Genomic DNA, 24,331 nt, shown 5'->3' with positions numbered 1-24,331 from the left:
TGGGGCGGCCGTTGTCGTTTCCGGCTGGTTGCCGGTGAGCACCGCCACTGCCCGATCGGGGAGGTTCGTTAGCAACGCGAACAACCCCCGCCTAGGCTGAACGGCATGGAGTTTCGACGACTCGGCCGCAGCGGCCTCAACATCAGTGAGATCTCCTACGGCAACTGGCTCACCCACGGGTCCCAGGTCGAAGAGGAGCAGGCCCAGGCCTGTATCAAGGCGGCGCTCGACGCCGGCATCACGACCTTCGACACGGCCGACGTGTACGCGAACACGGCGGCGGAGTCCGTGCTCGGGCGGGGCCTGAAGGGCCAGCGCCGGGAGAGCCTCGAGATCTTCACGAAGGTGTTCTGGCCCACCGGGCCGAAGGGCCAGAACGACAAGGGCCTCTCGCGCAAGCACATCATGGAGTCGGCCACCGCGTCGCTGCAGCGGCTCGGCACCGACTACCTCGACCTCTACCAAGCGCACCGTTTCGACCACAACACGCCGCTGGAAGAGACGATGGTCGCCTTCGCCGACCTCGTCCGCCAGGGCAAGGTGCTCTACATCGGCGTCTCGGAGTGGTCGGCCGACCAGATCACGCAGGGCGCGGCGCTCGCGCGTGAGCTGAAGGTGCCGTTCATCTCCAACCAGCCGCAGTACTCGATGCTGTGGCGCGTCATCGAGTCGCAGGTCGTGCCGGCGTCCGAGCGTGAAGGGCTGAGCCAGATCGTCTGGTCGCCGATCGCGCAGGGCGTGCTCACCGGCAAGTACAAGGCGGGCCAGCCGCTGCCGGAGGGTTCGCGCGCGACCGACCAGAACGGCGGCGCGAACATGGTCAAGCGTTTCCTCAACGACGAGACGCTGACCGCGGTCGCCAAGCTGGAGCCGCTGGCCGCGCAGGCCGGGCTGAGCATGGCGCAGCTGGCCGTGGCGTGGGTCCTGCAGAACCCGAACGTCGCTTCGGCGATCATCGGCGCCTCCCGCCCAGAGCAGGTGCACGAGAACGTCAAGGCCGCCGGCGTGAAGCTCGACGCCGACCTGCTGACGGCGATCGACGAGGCTCTCGAGTCCGTCGTCGAGCGAGACGCGTCGCTGACCCGCAGCCCGTCGCTGTGATCTGCGCCGCTGGGCGATCCGCTCAGCGGGAGAGCAACCGCTCGGCCACCGCGAGGTCGTGCGGGTAGGTGATTTTCAGGTTCTCCGCGCCGCCGGGCACCCAGTGCACCGGCAGCGCGGAGAACCGTTCCATGCACGAAGCCGTGTCCGTGCCCAGGAAACCCTCGATCTCGGCCTGCTCGTAGGCCGCCAGCAGCGGCTCGGCGCGGAAGCCCTGCGGCGTCTGCACGCGGATCGCGCCCGGCAGCCGGGCGGCGACCGAACCGTCGGCGGCCATCGAGACCACGTCGTCGGCGGCCAGTCCCGGCACGGCACCGCCGTACTCGCGGGTCCGGGCCAGCACGTCGCCGATCAGAGCCGGCGTCGCGAGCGGGCGGGCGGCGTCGTGGATCAGCACGGCGTCGACGGCGCCCGATTCGATGCGCGGCGCGAGGTGGCGCAGGGCGTTCAGCTCGGACCCCTGCCGCGTCGCACCCCCGGTCACGACCTCGACCTGGCCCGGGTGCGCGGCCAGCACCTCTTCCGCCAGCTCCGCGTCCTGCTCGCGGATCACGAGCACCAGCACGCCCACCTCGGGCACCGCGGCGAACGCCGCCAGCGACCACGCGACCACCCGGCGGCCCGCCATCGGCAGGTACACCTTGTTCAGCGCCGCGCCGACCCTCGTGCCGGCGCCGCTGGCCAGCACGACCCCTGCCGCTGTCGTCTCCACGGTCGGCGACCCTACTGGGCCGCGTTCGCCGGGGTGTAGCTGAGGATCACCATCCCGTTGCCGAACACTTCGCTGCCGTTGAACGTGAAGTTCGCCTTCGCGGTGTCGCGGTACAGCAGCTCGTCGGGCTTGGCCGCACCGGAGATCACGGGGTGCAGCCACACGCGCAGCTCGTCGAGCAGGCCATTGGCCAGTAGCAGCCGCGTGACGTCGCCGAAGCCGTACTGCAGGATGTCGCGATCGGTCCGCTCCTTGACCTCGCGCACCGCGGCCACGGCGTCGCCACCGGCACCGCCGAGCACGTGGCTGTTCGTCCACTGCGGATCGATCAGCGACGAGGAGACGACGTACTTGTCGATCGAGTTCATCCGGTCGGCGAACGGGTCGGTGCCGGCCCGCTGCGGCCACGCTGCCGAGAACCCGTCGTAGGTCTTGCGGCCCATGATGAGGGCGTCGCTGCGGTCGAGTTGGGCCTTCGCGGCGGCGGTGGCCTCCTCACTGAAGTAGTCCCAGTGCCAGTCCGCCATGTTCGTGATGTCGCCGTCGAGCGTCATGAACGTGGCGTTGACGATCCTGCCCATCGGGTCCTCCTTGCGTCCGGTTCCGCCCGCGCTGGGCGGCTCTCGAAGACGCGACGAACGGCACCGCCGCGGTTCGACCCGGCCGGGGGAGTTTTTTCTTCAGCGGCCGGTAGGTTGACGCGTGAGGACTCCCGCGAGAGAAAGGCCTGGCGTGGACGCGGACACCAGCATCGAGTTCGGCGAGATCGAACCACCCAGCGACCAGGCCCGGTCGGCGGCGATCGCCCTGCACGGCAAGCTCGTGAAGCCCGCGGGATCCCTGGGGCGGCTCGAGGAGCTCGGCGTGTGGATCGCGTCGTGCCAGGGCCAGGCGCCGCCGCGGCCGTTCACGCGGCCCCGGGTCGTGGTCTTCGCCGGCGACCACGGCATCGCGAAGAAGGGCGTGTCCGCGTATCCGCCGGAGGTCACGTCGCAGCTCGTCGGCACGATGCTGACCGGCGGCGCGGCCATCAACGTGCTCGCGGCCGCGGCCGGCGCCAGCGTGCGCGTGGTCGACATGGCCGTGGACACCGAAGAGTCGGCCATGCGTTCCATCGGCGAGTACAAGGTCCGCCGCGGCTCCGGCTCGATCGACGTCGAGGACGCCCTCACCGACGCCGAGGTGCGCGCGGCCGTGCTCGCCGGCATGAAGATCGCCGACGCCGAGGTGGACGGCGGCGCCGACCTCCTCATCGCGGGCGACCTGGGCATCGGCAACAGCACCCCGGCGTCCGTGCTGGTCGCCGCGCTCACCGGCACCGAGCCGGTGGCCGTGGTCGGGCGTGGTTCGGGCATCGACGACAACGCGTGGATGCGCAAGGCCACCGCCGTGCGCGACGCGCTGCGCCGCGCCCGCGTGGTCCTCGCCGACCCGCTGGCCCTGCTGCGCACCTCCAGCGGCGCCGACATCGCCGCCATGGCGGGTTTCCTGGCCCAGGCGGCCGTGCGCCGCACCCCAGTCGTCCTCGACGGTCTCGTCGTCTGCGCGGCGGCGATGGTCGCCGAGGAGCTCGCGCCCGGCGCGCGCCGCTGGTGGATGTCCGGCCAGCTCACCGGCGAGCCCGCCCACGCCCTCGCGCTGGAGCACCTCGACCTCGGCGGGCTGCTCGACCTCGACGTCCGCCTCGGCGAAGGCACCGGCGCCGTCACCGCGCTGCCGCTGCTGATGATGGCCGCGCGCGTGCTCGCGGAGATGACCACGCACGAGCAGTCCGGGGTGGCCGGTCCGCTCACGCCGGTGCCGGCTTCCTGAAGCCACTCAACGAGAAGGGCCGCCCGGACGAACCCGGGCGGCCCTTCTCGTGTCCACAGTGGATCAGTTCAGGGGATGCATCCAGCCGTCGGGGAAGACGAGGTCGCCTTCCTGCATGCCGACCAGTTCTTCCCGCAGCTTCATGGTGATCGGGCCCGGCTGCCCGTCGCCGATCGTGAACTCGCCGCCGGCGTGCTTCACGTGCCCGACGGGCGTGATCACGGCCGCGGTGCCGCACGCGAAGACCTCGGTCAGCTCGCCGGAGGCGGCCGCCTTCTCCCACTCGTCGGTGGAGATCCGGCGTTCCTCGACGCGGTGGCCCGCGGTCTCGGCCAGCTGCAGCAGCGACTTGCGCGTGATGCCCGGCAGCAGCGAGCCGGACAGTTCCGGCGTGACCACGCGGGCGTCGGACCCCGAGCCGAAGACGAAGAACAGGTTCATCCCGCCCATCTCCTCGACCCAGCGCCGCTCGACGGCGTCGAGCCACACCACCTGGTCGCAGCCCTGCTCCACGGCCTGCGCCTGCGCCACGAACGACGCCGCGTAGTTGCCGGCGCACTTCGCCGCACCGGTGCCGCCGGGGGCCGCGCGCACGTACTCCGTGGACAGCCACACGCTGACCGGCTTCACGCCACCGGCGAAGTACGAGCCGGCGGGCGACCCGATGAGCGTGTACAGGTACTCGGTGGCCGGCTTGTTCACGCCGAGGCCGGTCGAGGTGGAGATCATGAACGGCCGCAGGTACAGGGAGTCGCCCTTGCGGGTGGGCACCCAGCGCTCGTCCACCGCGATGAGCTCGCGCAGCGACTCGAGGAACAGCTCCACGGGCAGCTGCGGCATCGCCAGCCGCTCGGCCGAGGCCTGGAAGCGCTCGGCGTTGGCGTCGGGCCGGAACGCGGCCACCTTGCCGTCGGCCTGGCGGTAGGCCTTGAGGCCTTCGAAGATCGCCTGGCCGTAGTGCAGCACCGACGTGGCCGGGTCGAGCGAGAACGGTTCGTACGGCCCGACTTTGGCGTCGTGCCAGCCGAGTTCCTCGCTCCAGCGGATCGTGACCATGTGGTCGGTGAAATAGAGACCGAACCCGGGCTTGTCGAGTACCTCGGCGACGCGCTCGGGAGTCGCGGGGTTCGGGTGCGGGACTCGGGAGAACTGCGTCGCTGTCGTCATGGCCCAACTTTAGCGCTTGGTCGGATGCGCGTTAGTCGGAAGACCACCTGTTTCACACGCCGCGTACCCGCGTGGCCGGTGCGTGAGCGCCGAAGTCCCCTACGATGGGCTGGTGAGCTTCCCAGCGACCTCCCAGGGACGCCGACCGGCCCAGCCGGGCGCCGGTGTCGACGTGAAGACCTTCGCGACCGCTGTGCTGCTGACGTTCGGCGTCGGCCTGCTCGGCATGGTGGGCTGGGCGCTGCTGAGCAGCGGATTCGGCGCTGTCCTCGGCCTCGCCGCGGGTGGTTTCGGCGTCTACTGGTGGCGCAGCCTGCACGGCCAGGTGTTCGCGCCGAACCTGCCGACCCGGTCGGTGATCATCCTGCTCGTGGTGAACGTCGTGCTCACCGGAGCGCTGCTGCTCCTCGTGGCCTGAGCTTCGGGCCTCAGCGCAGACCGGTCAACGCTGCGCGTCACAGCAGGGCGGCGGGCAGCTCCGGCGCGGGCCACGACGGGTCCGGCCGGAAGTCCGTGTGCGTGCCGTCGAACGGGAACGCGCCGGCGTCGGCCAGCGCCCCGATCCGCTCGCCCTCCGCGCGCAGCCGGTCGAGCTGCTCGCGCGTGAGCCGGCCGACGGCGAGCGCTTCCTCGGCTTCGTCCTCGTCGTCCCAGCGCCAGCCGGCGCCGGGCGTCACCACGACGTCGAGCACGCCGTCGATGCGGTCCGGGCCGCTCGCGGTGCGCCCGAGCGGGATCTCGAGGTTCACGTACCACTCGAGGAACGTGCCGTCCGGCGCGAAGAACCACCACACCGAGGACCACTGGCCCTCGGGGATCATCCGCAGCGTCGAAGTGCCGTGCCACGTGTCGGGCACCGGCACGCGTGGCACGCGGAAGCGCTCTTCCAGCCGGGCTTCGCGCATCGTGCGGCCGTCGGCGAGCCGGCTCCCGACGATCGGCGTGCCCATCGGGAGCCAGCCGAACAGGGTGCGGCCGTCGTCGGACACCACGCGCAACGGGTGGTGCTGGCCGATGCTGCCGTCGGGCCGCAGGAACCGTTCGACGACGGTCTCCCCCGGCTGCCAAAGGTGATCACTCACGGGCATGGGCGTCACGGTAGCGGCGGGCGCGCAGCACCAGCTCCAGCACGGTGCCGAGCCCGGCGACGACCAGCACCGCGTACGGCGTCGCGAACAGCGCCGCGGCCACCGTGACGACCGCGCCCGCGGCGGCGAGCCAGCCCTGGTCCGGCGCGTACCTCTCGCGCGCGTCGGTGTAGGTGGTGAGCGCGGCGGGGACCGTCGCGAGCACGACGACCACGGTGAGCAACGGCTGCAGCTGGCCCGCGTCGGCGGCGTAGAGCAGGTCGCGGATCGACGTGGCCGAGAGGCCGAGCCGGTCCGGCCCGAGCTGCACGAGCGCGACGATCGTGACCAGCACCGCGATTCCGCCCAGCGTCAGCGCGCGCAGGGTGACTCGGTCGGACGCGACCGGCAGCAGGAACGGCAGCGTGACCACCGCCGCCACGATGACGCCGGCGACGTTCGGCGCCGCGATCGGGCTGGAGGTCACGACCGGGGCCACCACGGCGCACAGCACGATCAGCACCACGGCGGCGGCGATCAACACGATCGTGAGCCAGCGGACCAGGACGGCGGGCAGCCGCAGACCGGCGAAATCGGCCACGGCGACCACGAGCACGAGCCCGGCCGCCGCGTACGCGGGTTGCGCCGGAACGACGTACGCGCCGAAGACGATCGCCTGCACGGCCACCAGCGCCAGGCGGGTGATCCCGCCGGTCCAGCGCTCGGCCTGCGTGTCGCCGAGCGCGGGCAGCCGGGCTGTGACCCCGGCGGCGATCGCCGCGAGCACGACGCCCGCCAGCACCCAGAAGCCGGCCCCGGCGGCGCCCACCGCCAGCACCACGAGGAGCCCGCTCCCGAGTCGCACGATGGTCCCCTCCCGACGTCCGGCCGCGCTTGTCATTAGCATGGCTCACGATCCGTCCGGGCACGTCGCCCGGTACCACCGCGACAGCGCGAGGAGCCAGAAGTGACCGTGCCGAAGCTTGCCCTCACCGAGAACACCGAGGCGGCGCTCGCCAAAACGCGCGCCGACGTGGTCGTGATCGGCACTCTCCAGGGCGAGGACGGCCCGGTGCTCGCCGCGGGCGCCGCGGTCGCCGATGCCGCGTTCGACGGCAAGCTCGCCGAGGTGCTCGCCACGCTCGGCGCCACCGGCAAGGCCGAGCAGGTCGTGAAGCTGCCCACGCTGGGCAAGCTCACCGCCGGCGTCGTGCTGGCCGTGGGCCTGGGCAAGGCGACCGACGGTGCCGTGACGGCCGAGCAGGTCCGCCGCGCCGCGGGTGCCGCCGCGCGGACGCTGGCCGGCACGGAGCGCGCGTTCGTCACGCTCTCGGCGCTCGACCTGCAGGCGGCCGTGGAGGGCACCGCGCTCGGCGCGTACACCTTCACCGAGTACCGCTCCTCGAAGGGCGACGCCCCGCTGGCCAAGGCCGACTTCGTGAGCCCGGAGGACGGCACCGCGCGCGAGCACAAGGCGACGCTGAAGGCCGCCACCGCCATCGCGGAGTCGGTGATCATCACCCGCGACCTGATCAACACCCCGCCCAACGACCTGTTCCCGGCCTCGTTCGCCGACCGCGCGAAGCAGCTCGCCGAGGAAAACGGCCTCGACTTCGAGGTGCTCGACGAAAAGCAGCTCAAGCGCAAGGGCTTCGGCGGCATCCTGGGTGTCGGCGGCGGTTCGGCGCGTCCGCCGCGCCTGCTGCGTGTGGGCTGGAAGCCGGCCAAGGCGAGCAAGCGCGTCGCGCTGGTCGGCAAGGGCATCACGTTCGACTCGGGCGGCATCTCCATCAAGCCGGCGGCGGGCATGGACCACATGACCTCGGACATGTCGGGTGCCGCCGCGGTGCTGGCGTCGGTCGTGCTGGCCGCGAAGCTGAAGTACCCGCTCGAGGTCACCGCGCACATCCCGCTGGCGGAGAACCTGCCCTCGGGCAGCTCCTACCGGCCGGGCGACGTCCTGACCATGTACGGCGGCAAGACCGTCGAGGTCCTCAACACCGACGCCGAAGGCCGCCTGGTCCTGGCCGACGCGATGGTGCGGGCCGCCGAGGAGAACCCCGACTACCTCATCGAGACCGCCACTCTCACCGGCGCCCAGGTCGTGGCGCTCGGCAACCGCACCGCCGGTGTGATGGGCTCCGACGAGTTCCGCGACCGCGTCGCGGGCATCATGCAGGCCACCGGCGAGGGCGGCTGGGCCATGCCGCTGCCCGAGGAACTGCGCGGCGACCTCGACTCCCGCCTGGCCGACCTGGCCAACGTCACGGGCCACCGCTGGGGCGGCATGCTCGCGGCCGGCCTGTTCCTCAAGGAGTTCGTGGCCGACGGCCTGCCGTGGGCCCACATCGACGTCGCGGGCCCCGCCTTCAACACCGGCGGCCCCTGGGGCTACACCGGCAAGGGCGGCACGGGCGTCCCCGTCCGCACCATCGCCGCCGTCCTGGCCGACATCGCCGACCGCGGCTGACCCGTTCCCGGAGAAGGCCCCTCACCGCACGCGGTGGGGGGCCTTCTTTTGTGGCACCCTCGCGCCATGGACGCCGACGCCTACCTCGAAGCCGCGGTCCGCGACGTGCTCACCGCAGACGAGCCGACGCTCGACCGGCGCGTCGGGCAGGCCGCGCTGGTGCTCGCCACGGCAGGGGCGGGGACGGCCGCGGATCGGCTCGTCGGGCACTGGCGCGCGGTGACGGAGCGGCCGGTGACGCGGCTCGTCGACGACGCCGTCCGGGCGCGCGCCTGGGCGATGCTGTTCGAGGCGCGCGGCAACCGTCCACAGTGGGCGGACGAGCTCGTCCCGCTCGACCTCGATGCGGAAGAGCTGGCACACCAAGCATTCCTGACACGGAAAGTGTCCGATCTGGACGGTGTGCTCGACGGCTCACCCGTCGCGGAGGTCGTGTCCGCGCTGGCGCCCGGGCGGCCCGACCGCGTCCGCGCGGCGCTGGCCGAAGGCGACCTCGAGCGGTGGGCGGAACTCACCGAAAACCACCCGAGCCCCGACGTCGCCGCCCTCGCCGCGACGCGGGCGCTGGCCCCGCGGCTGGTCGCCGGCGCCGATCCGCTCGGGCTCGGCCCGGACTGGCCCGACCAGTGCGCCGGCGCGTTGATCGCCGCGTTGCGCGAGCGCTACCCGACGCATCCGGGCAGCTGGCCCGAACTCGTCGCCGCGATCATGCTCGAACGCGACCAGACCGCGCCGCCGCCCGCGGACGAGGGAGACATCACAGAAGCCGAACGCCGGCTCGGCACCACACTGCCCGCCGACTACCGCGCGTTCCTCCGCACCGCGAACGGCCTTCCCGACGACGTCACCTTCCCGCGCCTGTTGCCCGCCCAGGAACTCCGCGCCGACCACGGTGTCGTCATCGTCTCCGATCCCGCGTTCGTGCTGCTGACCCCGACCGGCCACGCCGTGGAGGTCGACCTCGCGTTCGGCAGCACCGCGCACCCGTCGTTCCGCGCGCTGCTGGAGCACCACCTCGGGCTGCTGGAAGCGAGCCGCTAGACCTGGCCGCGCTTCTTCCGCTCCGTGTACTCGCGCATGCGCTTGGGGTAACCGACCCGCGACACCTCGTACACCGGAATCGACCGCTTCTCGCCGAAGTGCAGCGCGGCCTGGAGGCTGCCGATGCGCCGGCGGGTCCATTCGCCGTCGTGGGCGATGAGGACCACAGTGGCTTCCGTCACGGTGGTACGGGGCTCGACGTATGCCTCGACGCCACGCCTCGACGCAGCCCATTCCTCCAGGTGACGGGTGTCTTCGGAGGTGGCCTTGCGCATCGTTCCCGGACGTCTGCCGCCTCGGCCGCGCCGACGCAGCGAGTCGAAGATCCCCACTCCGACCACCTCTCTTCCTGCAGGAGTACGAACTCCATTATTCCCACGATCAGGTGTGGTCGGTGTCGCACGGCCGGGTTGGTCGGCCGGATCGGCGTAGTGACAAGATGGCTGGTGTCGCGCGCGCGGTTATACCGGGGCTGCGCGACGACCGAGCTTCACCCCTACACCGCTGCCGAGGAGTTATTGAAGTGAGCGACACCTCCGCCGACCTTGTGATCCTGGGAGGCGGATCGGGCGGCTACGCCGCGGCTTTCCGCGCGGCCGAGCTGGGCCTTTCCGTCACGCTGATCGAGAAGGACAAGCTGGGCGGGACCTGCCTGCACCGAGGGTGCATCCCGACCAAGGCCCTGCTCCACGCCGCCGAAGTCGCCGACGAAACTCGCGAATCGGAGTCGGTCGGGGTCAAGGCCGTGTTCGAAGGCATCGACATCGCCGGGGTCAACAAGTACAAGGACGGCGTCGTCGCCCGCCTTTACAAGGGCCTGCAGGGCCTGGCCAAGGCGCACAAGGTGAACCTCGTCGAGGGCACCGGCACGTTCGTCGGCGGCACCACGGTCGAGGTCGACGGCACGCGCTACACGGGCAAGAACGTCATCCTCGCCACCGGTTCGTACTCGCGCACCCTGCCCGGCCTGGAGCTCGGCGGCCGGATCATCGCCAGCGAGCAGGCGCTCGCGCTCGACTGGGTGCCGAAGAAGGTCGTGGTGCTCGGCGGCGGCGTGATCGGCGTGGAGTTCGCGAGCGTCTGGGCCTCCTTCGGCGTCGACGTCACCGTGGTCGAGGCCCTGCCGCGCCTGGTGCCCGCCGAGGACGAGTTCGCGTCCAAGCAGCTCGAGCGCGCGTTCCGCCGCCGCAAGATCGCCTTCAAGACGGGCGTGCGCTTCACCGGCGCGAAGCAGGACGACAACGGCGTGAGCGTGTCGCTGGAGTCCGGCGAGACCATCGACGCCGACCTGCTGCTGGTCGCCGTCGGCCGCGGCCCGAACTCCGCGGGCCACGGCTACGAGGAGGCCGGCGTCAAGATCGACCGCGGCTTCGTCCTCACCGACGACCGCCTGCGCACGAACCTGCCGAACGTCTACGCCGTCGGCGACATCGTGCCGGGCCTGCAGCTGGCCCACCGCGGCTTCCAGCAGGGCATCTTCGTCGCCGAGGAGATCGCCGGGCTCGCCCCGCGCGTGATCGACGAGAAGGGCATCCCGCGCGTCACCTACTCGCACCCCGAGGTCGCCTCGGTCGGGCTCACCGAGTCGCAGGCCAAGGAGAAGTACGGCAACGACGTCACCACCTACACCTACGACCTCGGCGGCAACGGCAAGAGCCAGATCCTCAAGACCTCCGGTGGCGTGAAGCTGGTCAAGGCTCCCGACGGCCCGGTCGTCGGCGTGCACATGGTGGGCGACCGCGTCGGCGAGCTGATCGGCGAAGCGCAGCTGGTCTACAACTGGGAGGCGTTCCCGGAGGACGTCGCCCCCCTCATCCACGCGCACCCCACCCAGACCGAGGCCCTCGGTGAAGCGTTCCTCGCCCTCGCGGGCAAGCCGCTGCACGTGCACAGCTGACGTCTCACCAGCACAATCCAAACCTACGTCTTACAGATCAAGGGAGTCAGCGAACGATGGCCTACTCCGTCACGTTGCCGGAGCTCGGTGAGAGCGTCACTGAAGGCACCGTCACCCGGTGGTTGAAGCAGGAAGGCGACACCGTCGCGGTCGACGAGCCGTTGCTCGAGATCTCCACCGACAAGGTCGACACCGAGGTCCCGTCCCCCGTGGCCGGCACCCTGGTGAAGATCAGCGCCGGTGAGGACGAGACCGTCGAGGTCGGCGGCGAGCTCGCGGTGATCGACGACGGCACCGGCGGCGTCCCCGCCGCTGCCGAGCCGGCCGCCGCGCCCGCGCAGGAAGCCGCTCCGGAGCCGCAGGCGGCGCCCGAGCCCGAGCCGACGCCGGCGCCCGCCGCGCAGGCTCCGCAGGCCGAGGCCCCGTCGCGACCGGACACCGCGCCGGCGTCGGGTGGCCAGGGCACCGAGGTGAAGCTGCCCGAGCTGGGCGAGAGCGTCACCGAGGGCACCGTGACCCGCTGGCTGAAGGCGGTCGGCGACTCGGTCGAGGTCGACGAGCCGCTGCTCGAGATCTCCACGGACAAGGTCGACACCGAGGTGCCGTCGCCGGTCGCCGGCACGGTGCTCGAGATCCGCGCCGGTGAGGACGAGACCGTCGAGGTCGGCGGGGTTCTCGCGGTGATCGGTGACGCGGGTGCGGCTCCGGCCGCCGCCCCGGCGCCCGCCGCTCCGGCCCCGGCGGCTCAGGCTGCCCCGGCCGCCCCGGCTCCGGCCCCGGTTCAGGAGAGCAAGCCGGCGCCCGCCGCGCCTGCGCCCGCCCCGGCTGCTCCGGCTCCGGCCGCTGCTCCGGCGCCGGCTGCCGCTGCCCCGGCCGCCAAGGCCGAGGACAACGGTTCGGCCGACGGCCCGTACGTCACGCCGCTGGTGCGCAAGCTCGCGTCCGAGCACGACATCGACCTGTCGACGCTGACCGGCAGCGGTGTCGGCGGCCGGATCCGCAAGCAGGACGTGCTCGCGGCGGCCGAGGCCAAGCAGAAGGCGGCCGCCCCGGCGCCCGCGGCTGCTGCCCCGGCTCCGGCCGCGCAGGCTCCGGCTCCGGCCGCGGCCGCCCCATCGGCTCCGGCCGCCGTCTCGCCGGACATCGCCGCCCTGCGCGGCACGGTGCAGAAGGCCAGCCGGATCCGGCAGATCACGGCCACGAAGACCCGCGAGTCGCTGCAGGTTTCCGCGCAGCTCACGCAGGTGCACGAGGTGGACGTGACGAAGATCGCCAAGCTGCGCCAGCGTGCGAAGGCGGCCTTCCGCGAGCGCGAGGGCGTGAACCTCACGTTCCTGCCCTTCTTCGCGAAGGCCACCGTCGAGGCGCTCAAGCAGCACCCGAACGTCAACGCGTCCTACAACGAGGACACGAAGGAGATCACCTACCACGGCGCCGTGCACCTGGGCATCGCGGTGGACACCGACCGCGGTCTGCTGTCGGTCGTGATCCACGACGCGGGTGAGCTGAGCCTCGCCGGTCTCGCGCACCGCATCGCCGACCTGGCGGCGCGGGCGCGGGCCAACCACATCAAGCCGGACGAGCTGACGGGCGGCACCTTCACCGTCACGAACATCGGCAGCAACGGCGCCCTGTTCGACACGCCGATCATCGTGCAGCCGCAGTCCGGCATGCTCGGCACCGGCGCGGTCGTGAAGCGCCCGGTCGTCGTCTCCGACGCCGAGGGCAACGACACGATCGCCGTCCGTTCGATGGTGTACCTGCCGCTGACCTACGACCACCGCCTGGTCGACGGCGCCGACGCCGGCCGCTTCCTCACGACCATCAAGCAGCGCCTGGAAGAGGGCAAGTTCGAAGACGAACTCGGCCTCTGACGCGGTAGCCGGTCTGTCGAAGGCCCCGCACTCCTCCAGGGGTGCGGGGCCTTCGCCGTTTCCCGGTGACCGTCGCGCGCACGACCACCCACAATGGACAGACGATCCGCCGGGCAGCCGCGCCCGGGCGTGCGCCCGGCGGAGGGATAGGACACGATCTGAGGCATGCGGGTACTCATCGCGGGGTCCGGCGGGCTCATCGGCACGGCACTGGCAGCGAAACTGCGCTCGGCCGGCCACGACGTGCGCCGCCTCGTGCGGCGCGCCGCGCAGGCGGCCGACGAACACGGCTGGGACCCGCCGGCGGCGCGGATCGACGAGGGCGCGTTCGACGGTGTCGACGCCGTCGTGAACCTCTGCGGCGCGCCTCTGCTGCCGGGCCGCTGGAGCGCGATGCGCAAGCAGGTGCTGCTCGACAGCCGCGTCGAGCCCACGGAGGTGCTCGCCGAAGCCGTGGCCGAACACGGTGTGAAGGTGCTCGTGAACGCCTCCGCCGTCGGCTTCTACGGCAACACCGGTTCCCACGTGGTCGACGAAACCGCCGCCACGGGCACGGGTTTCCTGGCGGAGCTCTGCACGGCGTGGGAAGGCGCCACCGCGGCCGCGAAAACCGCCGGCGCCCGCGTGGTGCTCGTGCGCACCGGCCTCGTGCTCGCACGCAAAGGCGGCCTGCTCGACGTGCTACGGCCGCTGTTCGGTTTCGCCCTGGGCGGCCGCCTCGGCGACGGCCGCCAGTTCATGCCGTGGATCTCGCTCGACGACGAGGTCGGCGGCCTCGTCCACGTGCTGGAGCACGAAACCCTGGCCGGCCCGGTCAACCTCGCCGGCCCCGCGCCCGTCACCAACGCGGAGTTCACGAAAGCCCTCGGCCACGCCGTGCACCGGCCCGCGCCGTGGTGGGTGCCCGGGATCGCGCTGAAGTTCGCACTCGGGCAGGCCGGCGAGGAAATGGCGTTGTACGGCCAGCGCGCCGTCCCCCGGAGGCTGGAGCACACGGGTTACGAGTTCCGCCACCGCACGCTGGAGAGCGCGCTGGCCGCCGCGACATGACCGTGCCGCGGGTCCGCTGGGTCGTGACGGGCGTGGTGCTGCTCGCCGCTTTCGTCGCCCTGGGCCTGCTCGTCGACCGGCAGCCGCTGCAGCTCGACACGGAGGTGGCGAACGCGTTGCGCGGCCAGGACACGCGCCCGGCCGGATTGGTCGCGGGTGTCGTCACGAACGTCCTCGGGCCCGTGCTGCCCTGGGTTCTCGGCGTGGCGCTGGTGGCGCTGGGGTTGCGGGACCGGTCGAACCGGTCGGTGTGCGTGCGGCTGGCCGTGGTGCTGGTGCTGTGCCGGCTGACGAGCGTGGCGTTCAAACCCGTGTTCCTGCGCCGGCGTCCCCGCGAGTACCCGGACCTGAGCTACCCCAGCGGCCACGTCGTCGCGGTGGCGTCGACCGGGCTGGTCGTGGTGCTGGCGTGCGGCTGGCTCGCCCCGCGGTTCGTCCAGTGGGCAGCGGGGATCGCGGCGGCCGCGACCGTGGTGGCGGCGGCCTGCCGGATCGTGCTGGGTGTGCATTGGGTCACGGACACCGTCGGCGCCGTGCTCGCGGTGCTGGGAGTGGGCCTGGTGTCGGCGACGGCACTGCGGCTCGTGCCCTTTCGCGAGCCCGACGGGCGTAGCCTCGACGAGTGAGTTCTTCGACCGATTCCTGCCGTGCCGCCACCGAACCCGTCGTAGTCCGGGAGCTCGGCACGATCGACTACACCGAGGCCTGGGACCTGCAGCGGGAGATCCTCACCGCGCGCGCCGACGAGACCGGGCCGGACACCCTGCTGCTGCTGGAGCACCCGTCGGTCTACACCGCGGGCAAGCGCACGGAGCCCGAGGACCGGCCGGCCGACGGCACGCCGGTGATCGACGTGGACCGCGGCGGCAAGATCACGTGGCACGGGCCCGGGCAGCTCGTCGGCTACCCGATCCTGCAGCTCGCCGACCCGATCGACGTCATGCACTACGTGCGCCGCCTCGAGGAGGCGCTGATCGTGGTGTGCGAGCAGCTCGGCGTGCGCACCGGCCGCGTCGAGGGCCGCAGCGGCGTGTGGATCCCGGCCGACGACCGCGGCATCGAGCGCAAGATCGCCGCCATCGGCATCCGCGTGCAGCGCGGCGTGACCATGCACGGCTTCGAGCTCAACTGCAATGCCGACCTCGGCGCGTTCGACTCGATCGTGCCGTGCGGCATCCGCGACGCCGGCGTCACCTCGCTGTCCTACGAGCTGCAGCGCGACGTCACCGTGACGGAGGTGCTGCCCCTGGCGCGCGACGCCGTGCTGGCCGCGCTCGAGGGCGAGCTGGTCGTGCGTGACGACCGCTGGCTGCCGCGCCCGGAAGCGCCTTCGGCGCCGGGCGTCACCTTCGCCCTGCAGAACTGAGCACTCGTGAGGGGCGGCGCCGGTACGAGCGCCGCCCCTCACGAGTGGTTCACAGCTGCGGCGCCACGTCCGAGGCGATGAACTCGAGGTGGTCCAGGTCCTGCAGGTCGAGCACCTGCAGGTAGAGCCGCGTGATGCCCGTCTTCTCCCGCCACTGCCCGATGCGGTCGACGACCTGGGCCGCCGTGCCGGCCAGGCCGTTTTCGCGCAGCTCACCGAGGTCGCGGCCGATGGCCCCGGCCCGGCGCGCCACCTCGGCGTCGTCGCGGCCGATCGCGACGGTGAGCGCCACCGACCGCAGGATCTCCTTCGGGTCGCGGCCCACGGCCTCGGCCGCGGCGGCGACGCGCTCGAACTGCGCCAGCGCGGCTTCCGGGCTCGCGAACGGCAGGTTGAACTCGTCGGCGAAGCGCGCGGCCAGCTCGGGCGTGCGCTTCTTTCCCCCGCCACCGATGATCACGGGCGGCGCGGGCGACTGCGCCGGCTTCGGCAGCGCGGGCGAGTCGACGACGGTGTAATGCTCACCGGAGAACGAGAACGTCTCGCCCACCGGCGTCTTCCAGAGGCCGGTGATGATCTCCAACTGCTCCGCGTAGCGGTCGAAGCGCTCCTTCAGCGGCGGCAGCGTGAGCGCGTAGGCGGTGTGCTCGGTGTCGAACCAGCCCGCGCCGAGACCGAACTCCACGCGGCCACCCGACATCTGGTCGACCTGCGCCACGGAGATCGCGAGCGGGCCGGGGTGGCGGAACGTCGCCGCCGTGACGAGCGTGCCGAGGCGGATCCGCTGCGTCTCGCGGGCGAGCCCGGCCAGCGTGATCCACGCGTCGGTGGGCCCGGGCAGGCCGTCGCCGTCGCCCATCTTCAGGTAGTGGTCGCTGCGGAAGAACGCGTCGAAGCCGGCGGCCTCGGTCGCCTTGGCGACGCGCAGGAGGTCGTCGTACGTGGCGCCTTGCTGGGGCTCCGTGAAGATCCTCAAGTCCATGGCGCCACCCTAGCCACGACACTGGTCACGGCGCCGTTCAGCTCGCGGCCGGCCGCTCCCCCGCGTCGCCCGGCTGACGCAGGCGCAGCAGCATCCGCACGATCACGTCCTCGATCTGCTCACCGACCTTCTTCGGGTCGGCCGCGCTCGCGATCTCCGTGGCCGCGCTGGACAGCGCGCCGAACAGCAGCCGGGCCGTGATGTCGACCGGCACGGGCTCGACCTCGCCGGCGTCCACTAGCGACTGCAGGCCCGCGCGCACGAGCCCGAAGCTGCACTGCTCCTCGGCCTCGCGCCAGCGTTCCCAGCCCATCACCACCGGCGCCTCGTGGATCGCGATGCGCTGGTAGGCCGGATCGAGGCAGCTCTTGATGAACGCGTTGAGCGCGCCCATCGCCCGTTCCCACGGCGTGCCCGGGCCCGTCATGATCTTCTCCAGCCGGTCGTAGACCAGGCTCTCCACGGAGTCGAACGCGGCTTCGAAGAGGGCCTGTTTGCCGCTGAAGTGGTGGTACAGCGCGCCTTTGGTGACGCGGGCACGTTTGGCCACCTCGTCGAGCGAGGTACCCGCGTAACCGCGTTTCGTGAACAGCTCGACGGCGCTGTCGACCAGGGCGGATCGTGTGGACTCCGAGTAGTCGAGTCGTCTGGACCTCATTGTCGGCACCCTCACAACCTTACGCCGGACGGCGATCTCCATACCCATGGTATGTTCACGGCGTCAGGTCCGTACCGGGAGTATGCCGCAAACCCGCGGTACGACCCGGGCCACGGAAGGGGAGCCCACACCATGAGCTGGACCGACTTCTACCGACGCCGGGAGATCCTCGAGGCGGCCGTGCGCCACGCGCAGCGCACCCCCGGTGAGCCGCTCGTTCTCGCCGAGATCCCCGGTGCCACCGACGTTTTCGGCTGTGAAGAGAACCTGCTGCTGGCGCTGCAGTACAAGTGGACGCAGGTGCTCGGGGGGCATCTGCGCGCCGAGCTGGCCGACCCGGAGGACGCCGCGGCCGACGGCGTCGGCGACCAGGTCGACACCGTTGCCCGCGCGTGGCGGCGCGCGCAGTCCGAGCACGAGACGCTGCGCGCGGTGCTCGACGGCGCACTGACCCGGCACCCGTCGCTGGTGAACCTGCACGAGGGCGAGCTGCGGATGCTGGCGCTCACGGCGGGGCTGGCCGAGCCCGGCGAGCCCGGCGAGGAGCTCACCCGCGTCGGCTACGCCTTCGATTCTCTGGTGCGTGCCGGCACCGACCGCGCCGGGCGCCCGGTGCGCCGGCGCAGCCCCATGGGACACCTCATGCGCCTGCTCGCGCCCAGCGCGTGACCGCGTAGTTACAGGCGTGTAGTTAGGTGAGCCCCATGAACCCACGCTGGACCGAGGCCGAGCTGGCCGACCAGACCGGCCGGACCGTCCTGATCACCGGCGCCAACTCGGGCCTCGGTCTGCGCACGGCGGAAGTCCTCGCCGGCCGCGGCGCGCGGGTGCTGCTCGCGTGCCGCTCGGCCGAGCGTGGTGCCACCGCCCTCGACCGCGTGCGCGCCGTGGCCTCCGGTGCCGCGCCCGAGCTCGTGCCGCTGGATCTGGCCGACCTCGCGTCGGTGCACAAAGCGGCGACGTCGGTGCGTGAGCTGACCGGCGACGCGCTCGACGTGCTCGTGAACAACGCCGGCGTCATGGGCACGCCCAAGGGCCGGACGGCCGACGGCTTCGAAACGCAGTTCGGCACCAACTACCTCGGGCCGGCCGCGCTCACGTGGCTGCTCATGCCCGCGCTGCGCGGCGGCACGGCGGCGCGCGTGGTCACGCTGACGAGCATGGCGGCCACCGGCGCGCGCATCCGGCTGGCCGACCCGAACTTCGAGCACGGCCGGTTCAACACGGGCGCCGCCTACGGGCAGTCGAAGCTCGCCGACCAGATCTTCGGGCTGGAGCTCGACCGGCGGCTCCGCGCTGCCGGTTCCCCGATCATCAGCGTGCTCGCCCACCCCGGCTACACCGAAACCGGCTTGCAGGCGGGGATGGCGAAGTCCTACCCCAACCCCGTCGTGCGCACCTTGATGCTCGGCACGATGCGCCTCGGCAACCTGCTGCTGGCGCAGGACCTCGCTCACGGGGCGCTGCCGCAGCTCTACGCGGCCACGCAACCCGACGTCGAGGGCGGCGACTACTACGGCCCGGACCGCCTGTTCGGCTCCCGTGGGCATCCCACGAAGGTGCGCCCGCTCGCCGCCGCCCGCGACCTCGCGACGGCGACCGCATTGTGGGACTTGACGGCCCGTTTGACGAACGTCACGCCCGACCCGCAGTAGGCGATTCGCCCCGTACCACGGGCGTAGTGTGGTCGACGTGACTGCTGCGCCTGAAGGGCGGAAGTTGCTGCGGCTGGAGGTCCGCAACAGCGAGACGCCGATTGAGAAGAAGCCGTCGTGGATCAGGACGAAGGTGCGGATGGGGCCGGAGTTCACCGAGCTGAAGGGCTTGGTGCGGCGGGAGGGTCTGCACACTGTCTGTGAGGAAGCGGGCTGTCCCAATATCTACGAGTGCTGGGAAGACCGTGAGGCGACGTTCCTGATCGGTGGGGACCAGTGCACGCGCCGGTGTGACTTCTGCCAGATCGATACCGGCAAGCCCGCCGAGCTGGACCGCACCGAGCCGCGCAAGGTCGCGGAATCCGTGCAGGCCATGGGTTTGCGGTACTCGACCGTCACGGGTGTCGCGCGCGACGACCTCGACGACGGCGGGGCCTGGCTGTATGCGGAGACGGTGCGGCAGATCCACGAGCTGAACCCGGGCACCGGTGTCGAGCTGCTCATCCCGGACTTCAACGCGGATCCGGCGCAGCTGGCCGAGGTGTTCGGGTCACGGCCGGAGGTCCTGGCGCACAACGTGGAGACGGTGCCGCGGATCTTCAAGCGCATCCGCCCCGGGTTCCGCTACGCCCGTTCGCTGGAAGTCATCACGAAGGCCCGTGAGGCCGGGTTGGTGACGAAGTCGAACCTGATCCTCGGGATGGGTGAGACGCCCGACGAGGTCGAGCCGGCGATGCGGGATCTGTTCGAGGCGGGTTGCGAGATCCTGACGATCACGCAGTACCTGCGTCCCTCGCCGCGGCATCATCCGGTGGACCGGTGGGTGAAGCCGGAGGAGTTCGTGGAGCATTCCCAGGCGGCCGAGGCGCTCGGGTTCAGTGGCGTGATGGCGGGACCGCTCGTGCGCTCGTCCTACCGCGCCGGACGCCTCTACGCGCAGACCAAGGCCCACCGCGGCGAGGAGCTGCCGGAAAACCTGGCGCACCTGGCCGAACAAGGCCCGGCGGCGCAGGAAGCCAGCTCGCTGCTCGCGCGCTGACCGCCGTCTCACCCCGAAGGGCCCGCTCACGTCGAGCGGGCCCTTCGTCGTTTCCGGCCCCTTACGGGCTTCCCCTGGGAAGTCCCCCAGGTCGGCCGGAACGCCGTGACGGATTCCAAAGAATACGTAAAGTGACCTTGTGGCTTTGGTAACGGATCTTCTGAACTGGCTGCACGGACTCCCGGAACCGGGACTGGTCGCGGCGGCCGGCGGGCTCGTGTTCGCCGAGTGCACCATCGGCCTGGGGTTCGTCGCGCCCGGCGAGTCGGCGCTGCTCATCGCGGCCACGACGGCGACCACGACCGCGCGCTTCCTCACGCTGTGGGCGGTGGTCACGGTGTGCGCGGCGCTCGGCGACTCCGTCGGCTACGCGCTCGGCCGCCGGTTCGGACCACGGCTGCGCGAGACGAAGCTGATCCGCAAGTACGGCCTCGACGCGTGGGACAAGGCCGCCGGCGTGCTGGAGCGGCGCGGCGCGTGGGCGGTGTTCTTCGCACGGTTCCTGCCGGTCTTGCGAACGTTGACGCCCGCCGCCGCGGGCGCGTCGCGGCTGCCGTTCCGGAAGTTCCTGCCCGCGACGGCGGTGGGCGCGCTGTGCTGGTCGCTCGTGCACATCAGCCTCGGCGCCGCGCTCGGTGAGGCGGCCAAGAAGGTGGAGGGCGCGCTGAGCACGGGCTTCCTCGTGGCGGCGGCTGTGGTCGTCGGCGTGCTGGCGTTTTTCCTGGTGCGGATGAAGAAGCGCAAGGCACTGGCGCCGGAGAAGACCGAGGAACCCGTGCGCGTGGAGGAGTGATCCGGTGCGGCATCACACGTCCGTGACGCCGCCGTGAGCGCTCACGCTTACTACATTCGGCGGTATGACCCCACTCGATCTCCCCGGGCCGGTGGCGTTCGTGCTCGGCGGCGGAGGGAGCCTGGGCGCGCTGCAGGTCGGGATGCTGCGCGCGCTGGACGAAGCCGGTGTGACGCCCGACCTCGTGGTCGGCACGTCGGTGGGTTCGCTCAACGCGGCCGTGCTGGCGTTGCCCGGCGCGGACCGGCTCGGGCGCCTGCACGACATCTGGAAGCACATGACGAAGCACGAAGCCTTCCCCGGCGGCGTGTTCAGCCAGGTGCGCACGCTTCGCCACAGCAAGACGAACCTGTTCCCCAACACGGGTCTCACGAAGATCATCGACGACCACCTCGGCCCCGGCCGCCGTTTCGAGGACCTGGAGCTCCCGCTCGGCGTGGTGACCACGGACGTCGACACGGCCGAGCCGGTGCTGTTCCGGGAGGGGCCGCTGCGTGAGCCGTTGCTCGCGAGCTGCGCGATTCCGGGGATCTACCCGCCGGTGGAGTACGACGGCCGGCTGCTCTACGACGGCGGCCTGGTGGCCAACGTGCCGATGCGCCAGGCGCTCGCGATGGGCGCTCGTTCGCTCGTGGTGCTGGACTGTGCGTTCCCGGGCAAGATGCCCGGTGCGCCGCACACGTTCGCCGAGGTGATGATGTTCACCGCGTTGATCAGCATGCGCAACCAGGCGGCGCTGGAGGCGCCCGCGGCGGCGCGGCGGGCGCCCGTGGTCTACCTGCCCGGGCCGGCGCCCGTGCGGGTCAGTCCGTTGGACTTCACGCGGACCGACCACCTCGCCGAGGAGGCTTACCAGTCTGCCCGTGACTACCTGAAGGAACTGGTCGTCGACGGCCCCGGTCTCTACGGCGCACCAGGGCTCGTCACGGCGTGATCCACGCCACTGCGATGCACCTATCCGCTGCGTGGGGCGTCTTCCTGATCGCGTAGTTTTGGAATGGAAGAAGCCTGCCGGCCCGCGATACCCCGCAAAAGAGACAAAATGTTCCCGAAGAAGACTTTCCTTTCGGTTGCCGGAATTCTCGCGGCAACCCTGCTGGTTTCGGCCTGCTCCTCCGGTGGGGACACCACCGGCGGCAGCGCGGCACCCGTCACCCCGGGTGGCACGAGCCAGGCGGCGGCGCCGGCGACGGTGTCGATCGACCCGGCCGACGCCTCCGGGATCAGCCCGACCACCCCGATCGTCGTCAAGGCCGCCAACGGCAAGCTGACCGACGTGACGGTGACCAACTCCAAGGGGAAGTCGGTCGCCGGCAAGCTCGCGACGGACGGCTCGAGCTGGACCAACACCGAGGTACTCGGCTACGGCGGCACCTACAAGGTCGTCGCGCACGCCCAGGGCGCCGACGGCAAGCAGGTGGAGAAGGACGGTGACGTCACCACGGTGTCGCCGAAGAAGCAGGCGAACGCGAACCTGATCCCGGCGCCGTCGGCCGTGAAGTCGACCGGTGTCGGCGTGGGGCAGCCGATCGTGTTCAGCTTCGGCGTCGCGGTGAAGAACAAGGCCGCGGTGGAGAAGGCGCTGTCGGTGCAGTCGTCGCCGAAGCAGGACGGCAGCTGGTACTGGATGGACGACAAGAACGTCCACTACCGGCCCAAGGAGTACTGGCAGCCGAACACCACGCTGACCGTCACGGCGAAGATCTACGGCGTCGACTTCGGCAACGGCGTGTTCGGCGCCGAGGACCGCACCGAGACCTACAAGGTGCACGACTCCTGGATCGCCAAGGCGGACGGCAACAGCGAGCAGATGCAGATCTTCCACAACGGCTCCATGGTGAAGTCCATGCCGATCTCCATGGGCAAGGACGCCACGCCGACCCACCTCGGCCCGCACGTCATCTCGGACAAGCAGGCCAACTACACGATGGACTCCTGCACCTACGGCGTCTGCCCGCCCGACCCGAAGGCCTACCGCTCCAACGAAAAGTGGTCCGAACGCATCTCGAACGACGGCGAGTTCGTCCACGAGAACCCGAACAGCGTGGGCCAGCAGGGCAGCTCCAACGTGTCCCACGGCTGCATCAACCTCAACGCCGCCAACGCCCAATGGTTCTTCCAGAACTTCGGCCTCGGCGACGTCGTGGAGGTCACCAACTCCGGCGGCCCGCAGCTCCCCGTCTGGGACCTGTACGGCGACTGGTCGAAGTCCTGGACCGACTGGCAGAAGGGCTCGGCTCTCTGAGCCGTTGAGGGCCTCCGTTCCGGGGTGAGGCCCGCGGGTGACGGACAGGCGGAAGGCGCCGGAGCGATTGTTGCTCCGGCGCCTTTCTCGTTGTCTGGGGGTTGTTCGGTGGGTTGGTGCGGGGGCTTTGTGCCGGCGTTTCGCACCGAGTTTCGGGAGCTCCCTTTCCGACCTGGATTGTCGGCTGGGTTCGCTTGGTGTGGCAGCGAGGCCCGGTACCGAACTGGCGCCGGCGGGACGGGGTGCAGCTTCCGCTCAACTCGCGCTCGTCTGCTTGGGGGCGGTCGCGGTCAGATTCGTATCGCCGGCTGGGTTGGCTTGCCAGCGGCGGCGAAGCGCGCGGACCGATGTGGTGCCGGCGACCGAGTACTGCTTCCGCATCGCTCGGGTTAGCTCGGGTGGCGGTCGCGGTAAGAGGGTGCCGAGCACGGCGAGCACGGCGATGAGCTCTACGACGTTGTAGGCCGTCGGGAAGTCCGGTGCGGTGTAGACCAGGGTGCATCCGGCCCTGTGTTCCATTCCGGGCACAAGCAGGGCGCGTTCGGCCATGTGGGGCGGTGTACCTGGACCTCGAGCGCCACTGGGCTTCCGACGCTGCGCGGGCGCACCGCGGCGCGGGTGGCCAGAGCCCGCAGCACCGCGTCCTCGATCCGCCCGCAGGCCTCCTCGGGGTGGACCATTGCGGCGGCGCGGGCGCCCAGCACCCGCTTCACCATCACGCTGTGGATGCCCGGGGCCACCTCGCCCACCAGGGCAGTGTTGCGGCCCAGTTCGCCGAGGGAGCCACCGTTGCACCGCGCGGCGGCGATCACGCGGCCAACGATCGGTGCACGACGACTGAGCAGGACCTGCCGGCTCCGAATCCCCTCGCCTCTCTGCCGGGCAAACAAATCCCGAACAGCGGCCGGGCCGGACACAGGCCCCCGCCCTCCCGAGGGGGGCGTCCCCGAGTCCATTCTATCGGCCCCCACCGACAAAAACGGACAACGCGGGCGCGGTGGGGGTGGTTGTCCACAACCTGATCGGGTGGGGATGAAGTTGGGGTGGGCAGTGGTGTTGGGGTGGGCAGTGGTGGTCGACGGGTTCGGATTGGCCTGCGTGGTGACAGCAGTGGGCGTTGGTGGCTGTTCTCGGGCGCCGAGCGGGCCGGGCAGATCCGGTGTCGGAACAAAGAAGCTCGACCGGGGACAGGGTCTGGGGCTGTGGGGTGCGCGGCTGGGTGCCGCGGATCGGGTTGAGTGGGCGGAGTGCTGGCTGCTGCCTGCTGCGTGCCGTTCCACGGCCGAGCTGGAGGCCTTCGTGGAACACGCCCAGCGCTACGGCGAGACGACCACCTCGCTGGTCTTCTCGTCCCCCGTCGCGAGCCGGCCGATCACCCGCCCGACCTGAACGCGGGCGTCGA

General features: G+C 71.3%; 26 protein-coding genes and 1 pseudogene. 17 read left to right on the top strand and 10 right to left on the bottom strand.

Annotated elements, in window-relative coordinates:
- The first annotated feature begins 105 nt into the window (after window positions 1–105).
- Window positions 106–1,101, top strand: a complete 996-nt coding sequence (locus tag AB0878_RS38130; RefSeq protein WP_364057583.1) for an aldo/keto reductase family protein — start codon at window positions 106–108, stop codon at window positions 1,099–1,101.
- Window positions 1,102–1,123: 22 nt separating this feature from the next.
- On the opposite strand, the gene AB0878_RS38125 is transcribed toward AB0878_RS38130, so the two are convergent.
- A complete protein-coding gene (locus tag AB0878_RS38125) occupies window positions 1,124–1,813 on the bottom strand; it encodes an IspD/TarI family cytidylyltransferase (RefSeq protein ID WP_366585781.1) in 690 nt (229 codons plus the stop codon).
- 11 nt (window positions 1,814–1,824) lie between these two features.
- Window positions 1,825–2,394 (bottom strand): dihydrofolate reductase family protein, encoded by a 570-nt coding sequence (locus tag AB0878_RS38120; RefSeq protein ID WP_366585779.1) that lies wholly within the window; start codon window positions 2,392–2,394, stop codon window positions 1,825–1,827.
- Between the two features lie 151 nt (window positions 2,395–2,545).
- Here AB0878_RS38120 and cobT point away from each other — a divergent pair, with 151 nt between their 5' ends.
- Window positions 2,546–3,625: a nicotinate-nucleotide--dimethylbenzimidazole phosphoribosyltransferase gene (gene cobT, locus AB0878_RS38115; RefSeq protein WP_366585777.1), complete on the top strand. Its 1,080-nt coding sequence runs from the start codon at window positions 2,546–2,548 to the stop codon at window positions 3,623–3,625.
- Between the two features lie 63 nt (window positions 3,626–3,688).
- Here cobT and AB0878_RS38110 read toward each other — a convergent pair whose 3' ends face one another.
- Window positions 3,689–4,792, bottom strand: coding sequence for a branched-chain amino acid aminotransferase (locus AB0878_RS38110; RefSeq protein WP_366585775.1), 1,104 nt, complete (start codon window positions 4,790–4,792; stop codon window positions 3,689–3,691).
- Window positions 4,793–4,904: 112 nt separating this feature from the next.
- On the opposite strand from AB0878_RS38110, the gene AB0878_RS38105 reads away from it, so the two are divergent.
- Window positions 4,905–5,210 carry a hypothetical protein gene (locus AB0878_RS38105; RefSeq protein ID WP_366585773.1) on the top strand — a complete coding sequence of 102 codons (306 nt, stop codon included), beginning with the start codon at window positions 4,905–4,907 and terminating at the stop codon, window positions 5,208–5,210.
- Between the two features lie 37 nt (window positions 5,211–5,247).
- On the opposite strand, the gene AB0878_RS38100 is transcribed toward AB0878_RS38105, so the two are convergent.
- Window positions 5,248–5,874, bottom strand: a complete 627-nt coding sequence (locus tag AB0878_RS38100; protein WP_366585913.1) for a DUF402 domain-containing protein — start codon at window positions 5,872–5,874, stop codon at window positions 5,248–5,250.
- Window positions 5,867–6,724 (bottom strand): sulfatase, encoded by an 858-nt coding sequence (locus AB0878_RS38095; protein ID WP_366585771.1) that lies wholly within the window; start codon window positions 6,722–6,724, stop codon window positions 5,867–5,869. Before AB0878_RS38095 ends, AB0878_RS38100 begins: the two co-directional genes overlap by 8 nt.
- Window positions 6,725–6,826: 102 nt before the next feature.
- On the opposite strand from AB0878_RS38095, the gene AB0878_RS38090 reads away from it, so the two are divergent.
- Both AB0878_RS38090 and AB0878_RS38085 read left to right on the top strand, forming a co-directional pair.
- Window positions 6,827–8,329 carry a leucyl aminopeptidase gene (locus AB0878_RS38090; RefSeq protein WP_366585769.1) on the top strand — a complete coding sequence of 501 codons (1,503 nt, stop codon included), beginning with the start codon at window positions 6,827–6,829 and terminating at the stop codon, window positions 8,327–8,329.
- 66 nt (window positions 8,330–8,395) lie between these two features.
- The gene (locus AB0878_RS38085; RefSeq protein ID WP_366585767.1) at window positions 8,396–9,370 is read left to right on the top strand and encodes an SMI1/KNR4 family protein; all 975 of its coding nucleotides are present in this window, start codon (window positions 8,396–8,398) and stop codon (window positions 9,368–9,370) included.
- Here AB0878_RS38085 and AB0878_RS38080 read toward each other — a convergent pair.
- Entirely contained in the window at window positions 9,367–9,711 is a 345-nt protein-coding gene (locus AB0878_RS38080) for an oxidoreductase (RefSeq protein WP_220237928.1), read from the bottom strand. The two genes, AB0878_RS38085 and AB0878_RS38080, sit on opposite strands and share 4 nt — an antisense overlap.
- A 182-nt stretch (window positions 9,712–9,893) precedes the next feature.
- Between AB0878_RS38080 and lpdA the strand changes: the two genes are divergently transcribed.
- From lpdA to lipB, 5 genes are all read left to right on the top strand, one after another.
- Complete coding sequence (gene lpdA / locus AB0878_RS38075; protein ID WP_366585765.1) at window positions 9,894–11,267, top strand: dihydrolipoyl dehydrogenase; 1,374 nt, start codon at window positions 9,894–9,896, stop codon at window positions 11,265–11,267.
- 56 nt (window positions 11,268–11,323) lie between these two features.
- Window positions 11,324–13,141 (top strand): 2-oxoglutarate dehydrogenase, E2 component, dihydrolipoamide succinyltransferase, encoded by a 1,818-nt coding sequence (sucB, locus tag AB0878_RS38070; protein WP_366585763.1) that lies wholly within the window; start codon window positions 11,324–11,326, stop codon window positions 13,139–13,141.
- Window positions 13,142–13,306: 165 nt separating this feature from the next.
- Window positions 13,307–14,191: a TIGR01777 family oxidoreductase gene (locus AB0878_RS38065; protein WP_366585761.1), complete on the top strand. Its 885-nt coding sequence runs from the start codon at window positions 13,307–13,309 to the stop codon at window positions 14,189–14,191.
- Window positions 14,188–14,817, top strand: coding sequence for a phosphatase PAP2 family protein (locus tag AB0878_RS38060; RefSeq protein ID WP_366585759.1), 630 nt, complete (start codon window positions 14,188–14,190; stop codon window positions 14,815–14,817). The genes AB0878_RS38065 and AB0878_RS38060 overlap by 4 nt, the downstream gene beginning before the upstream one ends.
- The gene (gene lipB, locus AB0878_RS38055; protein ID WP_366585757.1) at window positions 14,814–15,557 is read left to right on the top strand and encodes a lipoyl(octanoyl) transferase LipB; all 744 of its coding nucleotides are present in this window, start codon (window positions 14,814–14,816) and stop codon (window positions 15,555–15,557) included. Before AB0878_RS38060 ends, lipB begins: the two co-directional genes overlap by 4 nt.
- 49 nt (window positions 15,558–15,606) lie before the next feature.
- On the opposite strand, the gene AB0878_RS38050 is transcribed toward lipB, so the two are convergent.
- Together AB0878_RS38050 and AB0878_RS38045 are read right to left on the bottom strand one after the other, a co-directional pair.
- Entirely contained in the window at window positions 15,607–16,539 is a 933-nt protein-coding gene (locus AB0878_RS38050) for an LLM class F420-dependent oxidoreductase (protein ID WP_366585755.1), read from the bottom strand.
- Between the two features lie 37 nt (window positions 16,540–16,576).
- Window positions 16,577–17,197, bottom strand: coding sequence for a TetR/AcrR family transcriptional regulator (locus AB0878_RS38045; RefSeq protein ID WP_366585753.1), 621 nt, complete (start codon window positions 17,195–17,197; stop codon window positions 16,577–16,579).
- 132 nt (window positions 17,198–17,329) lie between these two features.
- Here AB0878_RS38045 and AB0878_RS38040 point away from each other — a divergent pair, with 132 nt between their 5' ends.
- The 6 genes from AB0878_RS38040 (at window position 17,330) to AB0878_RS38015 (ending at window position 22,929) form a co-directional block, all read left to right on the top strand.
- Window positions 17,330–17,866 (top strand): hypothetical protein, encoded by a 537-nt coding sequence (locus AB0878_RS38040; protein ID WP_366585751.1) that lies wholly within the window; start codon window positions 17,330–17,332, stop codon window positions 17,864–17,866.
- Window positions 17,867–17,901: 35 nt separating this feature from the next.
- Entirely contained in the window at window positions 17,902–18,852 is a 951-nt protein-coding gene (locus AB0878_RS38035; RefSeq protein ID WP_366585749.1) for an oxidoreductase, read from the top strand.
- A 37-nt stretch (window positions 18,853–18,889) separates the two neighbouring features.
- On the top strand, window positions 18,890–19,891 hold the full coding sequence (gene lipA, locus AB0878_RS38030; RefSeq protein ID WP_366585747.1) for a lipoyl synthase: 1,002 nt from the start codon (window positions 18,890–18,892) through the stop codon (window positions 19,889–19,891).
- Window positions 19,892–20,030: 139 nt separating this feature from the next.
- Window positions 20,031–20,684, top strand: coding sequence for a DedA family protein (locus AB0878_RS38025; protein ID WP_366585745.1), 654 nt, complete (start codon window positions 20,031–20,033; stop codon window positions 20,682–20,684).
- A 64-nt stretch (window positions 20,685–20,748) separates the two neighbouring features.
- Window positions 20,749–21,618 carry a patatin-like phospholipase family protein gene (locus AB0878_RS38020; protein ID WP_366585743.1) on the top strand — a complete coding sequence of 290 codons (870 nt, stop codon included), beginning with the start codon at window positions 20,749–20,751 and terminating at the stop codon, window positions 21,616–21,618.
- A gap of 108 nt (window positions 21,619–21,726) precedes the next feature.
- Complete coding sequence (locus AB0878_RS38015) at window positions 21,727–22,929, top strand: Ig-like domain-containing protein (protein WP_366585741.1); 1,203 nt, start codon at window positions 21,727–21,729, stop codon at window positions 22,927–22,929.
- Between the two features lie 255 nt (window positions 22,930–23,184).
- On the opposite strand, the gene AB0878_RS38010 is transcribed toward AB0878_RS38015, so the two are convergent.
- Window positions 23,185–23,478: a hypothetical protein gene (locus AB0878_RS38010; protein ID WP_366585933.1), complete on the bottom strand. Its 294-nt coding sequence runs from the start codon at window positions 23,476–23,478 to the stop codon at window positions 23,185–23,187.
- Window positions 23,379–23,645 (bottom strand): M55 family metallopeptidase, encoded by a 267-nt coding sequence (locus AB0878_RS38005; protein ID WP_366585911.1) that lies wholly within the window; start codon window positions 23,643–23,645, stop codon window positions 23,379–23,381. Before AB0878_RS38005 ends, AB0878_RS38010 begins: the two co-directional genes overlap by 100 nt.
- Window positions 23,646–24,174: 529 nt before the next feature.
- Between AB0878_RS38005 and AB0878_RS38000 the strand changes: the two are divergent.
- Window positions 24,175–24,318, top strand: a pseudogene (locus tag AB0878_RS38000) (Lrp/AsnC family transcriptional regulator); the annotation flags it as partial.
- Window positions 24,319–24,331: the final 13 nt, after the last annotated feature.

The organism is Amycolatopsis sp. NPDC047767 (assembly GCF_040704195.1).
Lineage (GTDB): Bacteria > Actinomycetota > Actinomycetes > Mycobacteriales > Pseudonocardiaceae > Amycolatopsis.
Note: the sequence above shows the minus strand (reverse complement) of the source record. Positions and strands in the feature narration are given on the sequence as shown.

Bases quoted from the DNA above. Each gene is read 5' to 3' on its own strand.
- AB0878_RS38040 (WP_366585751.1), top strand. From the start codon at position 17,330: ATGAGCTGGACCGACTTCTACCGACGCCGGGAGATCCTCGAGGCGGCC.
- AB0878_RS38065 (WP_366585761.1), top strand. From the start codon at position 13,307: ATGCGGGTACTCATCGCGGGGTCCGGCGGGCTCATCGGCACGGCACTG.
- AB0878_RS38015 (WP_366585741.1), top strand. From the start codon at position 21,727: ATGTTCCCGAAGAAGACTTTCCTTTCGGTTGCCGGAATTCTCGCGGCA.
- sucB (WP_366585763.1), top strand. From the start codon at position 11,324: ATGGCCTACTCCGTCACGTTGCCGGAGCTCGGTGAGAGCGTCACTGAA.
- AB0878_RS38060 (WP_366585759.1), top strand. From the start codon at position 14,188: ATGACCGTGCCGCGGGTCCGCTGGGTCGTGACGGGCGTGGTGCTGCTC.
- AB0878_RS38045 (WP_366585753.1), bottom strand. From the start codon at position 17,197: ATGAGGTCCAGACGACTCGACTACTCGGAGTCCACACGATCCGCCCTG.
- AB0878_RS38035 (WP_366585749.1), top strand. From the start codon at position 17,902: ATGAACCCACGCTGGACCGAGGCCGAGCTGGCCGACCAGACCGGCCGG.
- AB0878_RS38005 (WP_366585911.1), bottom strand. From the start codon at position 23,645: ATGGTGAAGCGGGTGCTGGGCGCCCGCGCCGCCGCAATGGTCCACCCC.
- AB0878_RS38130 (WP_364057583.1), top strand. From the start codon at position 106: ATGGAGTTTCGACGACTCGGCCGCAGCGGCCTCAACATCAGTGAGATC.
- AB0878_RS38020 (WP_366585743.1), top strand. From the start codon at position 20,749: ATGACCCCACTCGATCTCCCCGGGCCGGTGGCGTTCGTGCTCGGCGGC.
- AB0878_RS38120 (WP_366585779.1), bottom strand. From the start codon at position 2,394: ATGGGCAGGATCGTCAACGCCACGTTCATGACGCTCGACGGCGACATC.
- AB0878_RS38010 (WP_366585933.1), bottom strand. From the start codon at position 23,478: ATGGCCGAACGCGCCCTGCTTGTGCCCGGAATGGAACACAGGGCCGGA.
- AB0878_RS38085 (WP_366585767.1), top strand. From the start codon at position 8,396: ATGGACGCCGACGCCTACCTCGAAGCCGCGGTCCGCGACGTGCTCACC.
- AB0878_RS38050 (WP_366585755.1), bottom strand. From the start codon at position 16,539: ATGGACTTGAGGATCTTCACGGAGCCCCAGCAAGGCGCCACGTACGAC.
- AB0878_RS38110 (WP_366585775.1), bottom strand. From the start codon at position 4,792: ATGACGACAGCGACGCAGTTCTCCCGAGTCCCGCACCCGAACCCCGCG.